Origin of the sequence: Caulobacter sp. (assembly GCF_049283275.1) — a bacterium.
In the GTDB taxonomy this organism is placed as follows: Bacteria; Pseudomonadota; Alphaproteobacteria; order Caulobacterales; family Caulobacteraceae; genus Caulobacter.
Genome location: NZ_JBAPVS010000260.1, coordinates 1 through 7,040 on the forward strand (window position 1 = coordinate 1; position 7,040 = coordinate 7,040).

General features: G+C 67.4%; 6 protein-coding genes. 3 read left to right on the plus strand and 3 right to left on the minus strand.

The window, feature by feature from the left end:
* On the minus strand, positions 1–764 hold a 764-nt coding region (locus WAL33_RS14605; RefSeq protein ID WP_422182244.1), incomplete at its 3' end, for an SDR family oxidoreductase.
* Between the two features lie 52 nt (positions 765–816).
* Here WAL33_RS14605 and WAL33_RS14610 point away from each other — a divergent pair.
* Together WAL33_RS14610 and WAL33_RS14615 are read left to right on the plus strand one after the other, a co-directional pair.
* Positions 817–1,830 carry a DNA-binding transcriptional regulator gene (locus WAL33_RS14610; RefSeq protein ID WP_422182245.1) on the plus strand — a complete coding sequence of 338 codons (1,014 nt, stop codon included), beginning with the start codon at positions 817–819 and terminating at the stop codon, positions 1,828–1,830.
* A gap of 17 nt (positions 1,831–1,847) precedes the next feature.
* Entirely contained in the window at positions 1,848–2,858 is a 1,011-nt protein-coding gene (locus WAL33_RS14615) for an NAD(P)H-quinone oxidoreductase (RefSeq protein WP_422182246.1), read from the plus strand.
* On the opposite strand, the gene WAL33_RS14620 is transcribed toward WAL33_RS14615, so the two are convergent.
* On the minus strand, positions 2,831–4,270 hold the full coding sequence (locus WAL33_RS14620) for an aldehyde dehydrogenase family protein (RefSeq protein ID WP_422182247.1): 1,440 nt from the start codon (positions 4,268–4,270) through the stop codon (positions 2,831–2,833). The two genes, WAL33_RS14615 and WAL33_RS14620, sit on opposite strands and share 28 nt — an antisense overlap.
* Positions 4,271–4,485: 215 nt before the next feature.
* On the opposite strand from WAL33_RS14620, the gene WAL33_RS14625 reads away from it, so the two are divergent.
* On the plus strand, positions 4,486–5,547 hold the full coding sequence (locus WAL33_RS14625) for an alpha/beta hydrolase (protein WP_422182248.1): 1,062 nt from the start codon (positions 4,486–4,488) through the stop codon (positions 5,545–5,547).
* Positions 5,548–5,764: 217 nt separating this feature from the next.
* On the opposite strand, the gene WAL33_RS14630 is transcribed toward WAL33_RS14625, so the two are convergent.
* A partial coding sequence (locus WAL33_RS14630; RefSeq protein ID WP_422182249.1) for a PepSY-associated TM helix domain-containing protein occupies positions 5,765–7,040 on the minus strand: 1,276 nt, incomplete at its 5' end.

A 7,040-nucleotide genomic window follows, 5' to 3' on the forward strand; every position in this document is an offset into this window, starting at 1 on the left:
ATATAGCCCCCGTCCAACGCGATGGTCGAACCATTGACATAGGCCCCCGCGCGCGAGGCCAGGAAGACGCAGACGCCTTGGACGTCCTCAGGCGAGCCCGCCCGATTGGCCGGAATATAGGTCTGCACGCTCTTCTGGACCGCTTCCGATGTCGTGTCGGTCAGGCGCGAATGGAAAGGTCCCGGGGCGATGGCGTTGACGCGGATCTGGTCGGCGCCGAACCGCTTGGCCAGGGCGCGCGTCAGATGGTGGATCGCCGCCTTCGAGGCCCCATAGGGATAGGCGTCCCAGTTGGGGATGTGCAGCCCGCCGATCGACCCGATGTTGATGATGCTGGCGTGCGCCTCCGCGCTCGCCGCCGCGCGGAGCAAAGGCAGAGCCTGCTGGATCAGCAGGAAGGGCGCGCGCAGGTTGACGTCCATCACCCCGTCCCACGCCTGTGCGCTGACGCCCTCGATCGGTCCGCGATTGTTGGCGCCGGCGTTGTTGACGAGAATGTCCAGCCGCTCCTCTCGCGTCTTGAGCGCATTGATCAGCGCGGCCGGTCCTTCGGGATCGCCGACATCCGCCGCCAGGCCGACGCATTCGCCGCCCGCCGCGGAAAGCTCCTCCGCCGTCGCCTGGGCGCGCGCGAGATCCCGAGCGGCGACATAGGTCTTCACGCCGCGATCGACGAAACCCTGGGCGATCATCCGCCCGATTCCGCTTGTCCCGCCGGTCACCAAGGCCACCTTGCCTGTCACGCTGAAGAGTTCGTCGACCATCGCTTTTCCATTCCCTTGAACGTCTCGCGGCCGTACCGCGGCTGCTCGCCGAGTGCTGCATCCGCCCAGGCGCATCAATGATCGGTTTGGCGCTTTCCGCCTGGCGGAACGCGGTTATATGGTCATTGCGAAGAGGCTCCCCTCCCCGCACCGTCGCTTGGCGAAACGGGGTGAAAGGGAGTGGGCCGCAGAGCCGCCCTGGGAGGTCGTCATGATCAAGGAATCAAGACCGGAGAAGAGCAACCGCATCCGTTCGGTCGAGCGCGCGATCGACCTGCTGCAGGCGCTGAACCGCCGCCCGCTGTCCACTATCAACGACCTGCATCGCGAGACCGGCCTGCCCAAGCCCTCGATCGTGCGGTTGCTGCGCACCCTGGAAGCCAAGGGTCTGGTCGCGCAATCCTCCAGCTACGGCACCTATCAATTGCTCGGCCGGGTCAAATCGCTGTCCAGCGGCTTCCACCACGAGCCCCTGATCATCGAGGTGGCCGAGGAGATCATGATCGACTTCACCAAGCGCGAGGGATGGCCGCTCGCGCTCGCGCTTTTCGATCTCAACGCGATGGTCGTGCGGGCCAGCAGCATTCCCTATACCTCGCTGTCGCTTTTCCATTCCTCGCTAAACATGCGGCTGAGCATGGTCAGCCGCGCCCTAGGACGCGCCTACCTGGCCCACAGCACGCCCAACGAGCAGAAGATCATCCTCGAGATCGTCAAGCACAGCGCCGATCCCGAGGACGAACCCGCGCGAAACAGCGAGGCGATGACGCGAATGATCGAACAGGTGCGCGAGCGCGGCTACGCCACGCGCGGTCCGTCGATCGAGCCGAAATCCTCGACCATCGCGGTGCCAGTGCGCGAGAACGGCCGCGTCGTCGCCTGCCTGGGGTTCACCTGGATCACCGCGGCCATGCCGTTGCAGAAAGCTGTCGAGCAATATCTGCCGCGCGTCCTGGCGACCGCCGACACCATCTCCGCCGAGATGGCCAGTCGGTCGCCGCAAGCGCGCGAACCCTATGGTTTTCCGTCGGGAGAACGGAGACTGGACCTGTCCGGCGTCGCATGATCGCCGCCCAGAGAACGATGAGAGCGATCACCGTTGAGGGCGAAGGCGAGATCGCCAGGCTCGTCGTGAGCGACCTGCCCCGCCCCGCGCCGGGCCCGGGCCAGGTGCTGATCCGCGTCGCGGCGGCGAGCGTGAACCGGCCCGATGTGCAACAGCGTCGCGGCCTCTATCCGTCGCCCCCCGACGCCTCGCCGATCCTGGGACTGGACGTCAGCGGGACCGTCGTCGAGGCGGCGGACGACGTCGCCTGGCCTCGCCCCGGCGCGCGGGTCTGCGCGCTGGTCAACGGCGGCGGCTATGCCGAATACTGCGTGGCCCCGGCGGGGCAGTGCCTGCCCGTTCCCGGCCGTCTCGACCTAGTCGAGGCGGCCTCGCTGCCGGAGGCCTTCTTCACCGCCTGGAACGCGCTGATGCTGTTGGGCCGGCTGGAGCCGGGTGAGCGGCTGCTGGTGCAGGGCGGCGCCAGCGGCGTCGGGCTGGCCGCCATCCAGATCGCCGCCCGGCTGCGCAGCGCCCGCATCGTCGCCACCGCCAGCAGCGAGGAGAAGCGCGCCCTATGCCGCGCGGTGGGTGCGACGCATGCGATCGACTATCGCGATCCGGATTGGGAGGATCAGGTCCGCGCCCTGTTTCCCGGCGGCTGCGACCTGATCATCGACGCCCAGGCGGGCCCGACCACGGCGCGCCAGATGGACCTGCTCGACCAGGGCGGCCGCCTCGTGCTGCTGGCCAGTCATGCCGGCCCGACCGGCGAGATCGATACGCGCAGCGTGGTGCGCCGCCGGCTGACCCTGACCGGCTCGACGTTGCGCCCCCGCACCGCCGCCTTCAAAGCCGAGCTGGCGGCGGCGTTGCGCGAGCACGTCTGGCCGTTGCTCGACCAGGGGCTGGTGACGACCCACGTCTGCGCCACGTTCCCGCTCGACCGCGCGGCCGACGCGCACGCGCTGATGGAAGCCAACCAGCAGATCGGCAAGATCGTGCTGGTCGTCGCCTCGGATCAATTGGTCGACGGTTCGTCCACGTAACCGAGGATCGCCTTCACCTCGAGATACTCCTCGAACCCGAAGATTCCGAATTCCCGTCCATTTCCGGACTGCTTGTAGCCGCCGAACGGCAGGCTGCGGTCGAACACGGCGCCGTTGATGTAGACGCGCCCCGCCCGGATGCGGTTGGCGACGCGGCGCGCGTGAGCGGGGTCCCCGGACTGCACGAAGCCCGCCAGGCCGAACGGCGTGTCGTTGGCGATCTCGATCGCCTCGTCCTCAGTGTCATAGCTGATGATCGACAGCACGGGGCCGAAGATCTCTTCGCGAGCGATCCTCATCTCCGGCGTCACGTCGCCGAACACGGTCGGACGGACGTAGTAGCCCTGATCGAGTCCGGCCGGCCTCTCCGCCCCACCGGCCACCAGGGTGGCTCCCTCGTCGACGCCCGACTGGATCAGCGCCTGGACCTTGTCGACCTGGGCTTGGCTGACCAGCGGCCCCATGGTGGTCGCCGGGTCCAGCGGATCGCCCAGACGGATGGTGTCGAGCGCCTCGCGCGCGGCGTGGAACGCCACGTCCCGCCCCGAGCGCGGGATCAGCATGCGGGTGGGCGACTGGCAGTTCTGGCCGGCGTTGGTGTAGCAGGCGTGCACGCCTTGGATCACGGCGGTTCTCAGATCGGCATCCGGAAGGATGATGTTGGCGGACTTGCCGCCCAGTTCCTGGGCGACGCGCTTGACGGTGTCCGCCGCCAGCTTGGCCACCCGGATCCCCGCCGTCGTCGATCCGGTGATGGAGACCATGTCGATCTCAGGATGGCCGGCGATCGCCTCGCCCACCGTGGGGCCGTGGCCGTTGACCAGATTGAACACGCCCGCCGGCAGGCCGGCCTCGTGGATGATCTCCGCCACCAACATCGCGCTGAGCGGCGCGATCTCGCTAGGCTTGAGGACGACGGTGCAGCCGGTGGCCAACGCCGGCGCGACCTTGGAGGCGACCTGGTTCAGGGGCCAGTTCCACGGCGTGATCAGTCCGCAGACACCGATCGGCTCGCGGCGGATGATCCCGGTCTCCGTGCGTTCCTCGAACGGATATCGCGCCAGCACGCGCGCGGCCTCTTCGAAATGAAACAGCGCCACGGTCGCCTGGCGCTCGGTCGCGAAGGTGATGGGCGAACCCATTTCGAGGGTCATCGTCCGCGCCAGCTCCGGCAGGCGCGCCCTGAAGCCCTCGATGATCTTGCCGAGCCAGGACAGGCGTTCCTCGACGCTCGTCTGGGAATAGATCGTAAAGGCGCGCCGCGCCGCCTCAACCGCCCGATCCACATCCTGCCGCGAACCCAGGCTGATCCGCGCGAAGACCTCCTCCGTGGCAGGATTGACCACGTCCAAGGTCGAGGGCTCGGTCGGATCCACCCAGGCGCCGTCTATGTAGAATTTCAGTTTTTCCATCGGTCTCAGCCTGGGCCTCTCATGCCTGCGGGAGAACTGATTTCCTCGATCAGCCGAGGGGCGCGCAATTGATGAAGCACGGCTTTCCGCTCTCCGGAAGATTTCGGGCGTCGGAAAGCCGTGACGCCGATCAAAAGGAGCGCTTTTCGGCGCGGCGAAAGGAGACGATGAATGTCGGCAACGAACAAGGCTTTGGGGAGCGTAAGCCGGTGGCTGTGAAGCGTGGTATCGGGCGTTGCGCCTTTCTCTGCCTGGCCAGCGCGGGCATGCTGCTCGCCCTGGGATCGTCAGCGGCGGACGCCGCCCAGACGGCGGCGCCGATCCCGATCGTCAAGCAGGGCGCGTTCGAGGCGGGCGGCGCGGTGCTGCGCGAAGGCGACCGCACGCTCTCGTGCGACCACGGCTACGTCGAATACCAGATCCCCGCCCAGGCCCGCGGCGTCGCCCTGTTCATGTGGCACAGCTCGTCGACCAAGGTCTGGCAGAACCGCTGGGACGGCGGCGAAGGCTATCAATCGATCTTCCTGCGCCGCGGCTTTCCCGTCTACCTGTGGGACGGCCCGCGCGTCGGCCGCGGCAACTGGGGCTGCGCCGCCTACACCTACAAGCCGGCGGTAGGTCAGGATCAGCAGAACTTCGTCGCCTGGCGGCTCGGCGCCAAATATCCCGACTGGTTCCCGGGGGTGCAGTTCCCCACCAAGGATCCGGAAGCCTGGAACCAGGCGACGCGCGCGCGCTATGACGAGTTCGATACGGTCGAGAACGCTCAACTCGAAGCGGACGCCGCGGCCGTGGCCATCGATCGGATCGGCCCATCCGTGCTGGTCACCAATTCGGCGGGCGGCCTGCGGGCGCTGCTGACGGCGCTCAAGAGCGACAACGTCAAGGCGATCGTCGCCTATGAAGACCCCGGCTACGTGTTCCCGACGGATTTCGATGCGCCCAAGGGCCCTGAACGCTTCGGCCCGGTGATCGTGTCTCCAGAGGAGTTCAGAAAGCTCACGCGGATCCCGATCCAGTTCGTGTTCGGCGACAATATCGACAAGTCGCCCGCCTGGTCCGCCTATGCTGAGACGTGCCGGAAGTTTGTCGACCTAGTGAATGCACGCGGCGGTAAGGCCGAGATCCTGTTCCTGCCCTCGGTCGGCCTGAAGGGCAACACCCACATCCCCTTCGCCGATCTCAACAATGTCGCGGTCGCCGATCAGCTCTCGGCCTTCCTCCACCGCAACAAGCTGGATCCGCGCGTTGAGACGAAGGGCAAGGCCAAGCGCTGACCTGAGCCATCGACAAGGGCTCAGACCTCCCGCGCCGTACAATCGGCGGAGGGTCTGACGCGCTGTGTCGAACCCAGTGGGGCCGGCGCGAGGGTGAAAGACTGGGACATGGGACATTCCACAAGGATGCGGCTCGGCCTGGCCAAGCGTCTGTAGGGGCAAGATGGCGGAGGGACGGCCCCTCAAGCCAAGGCTGGCGTCCGTTGGAAAAGAGCGTTCATGCCCTGCCCCCCACGGGACGCAGACCCAGCCAGTGGCGGACGCCGGGGATGTGACGCAGGGCCAGGCGCTCGATCAGGGCGATGGCGATCATCGAGATCCCCAGCACGGGCAGCAGAACGCCGAACACCACGATCAGCACGCCGACGCCCACCGCGATGCGGCCTTCGGGCAAGGCGGGCGGCGCGCCCAGCTGACCGTCCGGGCGCCGGCGCCACCAGATGACCACGCCGCTGATGCTGAGGGTGATCAGGCCCACAGCCGCCAGAACGCCCAGCACCTGGTTCACCCAGCCAAACAGCTGGCCTTCGTGAGCGGCGATGCCGTATCCGATCACCTTGTCGATCGGATGCCGGCTGGAGAACGTCTCGGTACGGACAACCTGGGCCGTGTCGGGATCGAGCGTCAGCGTCACCCGTTGGGGCCGGTTGGGCGTATCCGACCGCGCGGTCCAGTCGGTCGAGGCGTTGCGGCCCTTCTTGTTGGAGGGCGGCGCGACCAGCACCGGCGGCGGCAGATCCATGGCCCGCACCGTCGCGGCCATGCGGTCGAGGGCGGGCGTCGCCTCAACGGACATCGCCGACATGTCCATAGCGCCCATGTCCATGCTGGCCATATCCATGCCGGCCATGTGTTCGGCATGTTCCGACCCGGCGGAAGCGTCGATCGCCTTGCGCTCGGCCTTCTCCCCGGCGCGGCCGTTGGACCAGTCTTGCTTGGCCACGGCCGTGCCGGTCAGCTTGCGGACCTCCTTGAGGCTGTCGCCCCAGACCTTGGCCCACGGCAATCCGGTGAGCAGTAGGAACAGCGCCAGGCTGGAGACCCACACGCCGGTCACAGCGTGGATGTCGCGCCAGAAGAGTTTTGAGCCGCGACCAAGCCGCGGATAGAGCACCCCGCCCAGCCCCTGGGCCTGACGCGGCCACCACAGATAGAGACCGGTGACCACCATGACGATGGCCCAGCAGGCGGCCAACTCGACCAGGATCGAGCCATTGTCGCCCATCAGCAGCTCGCCATGGATGGTCTTGTCGATGTCCATCAGGCGATCGTTCTCATTGATGACCTTCAGGACTTGCAGGGTCTCGGGGTGAACATAGACGAGGATGTTCTCGCCCTTTCTCCCCACCACGACGCGGGCGGCGTCATCGGCCTCGCGCCGCACCTCGTAGGTGCGCAGGCGCGAGCCGGGCACGGCCTTGAGGGCCGCGTCGACCTGGGCCTGGGCGCTGACGGGCAAGCCCGTCAGCGCCAGGTGGGCATAGGGCCGATCC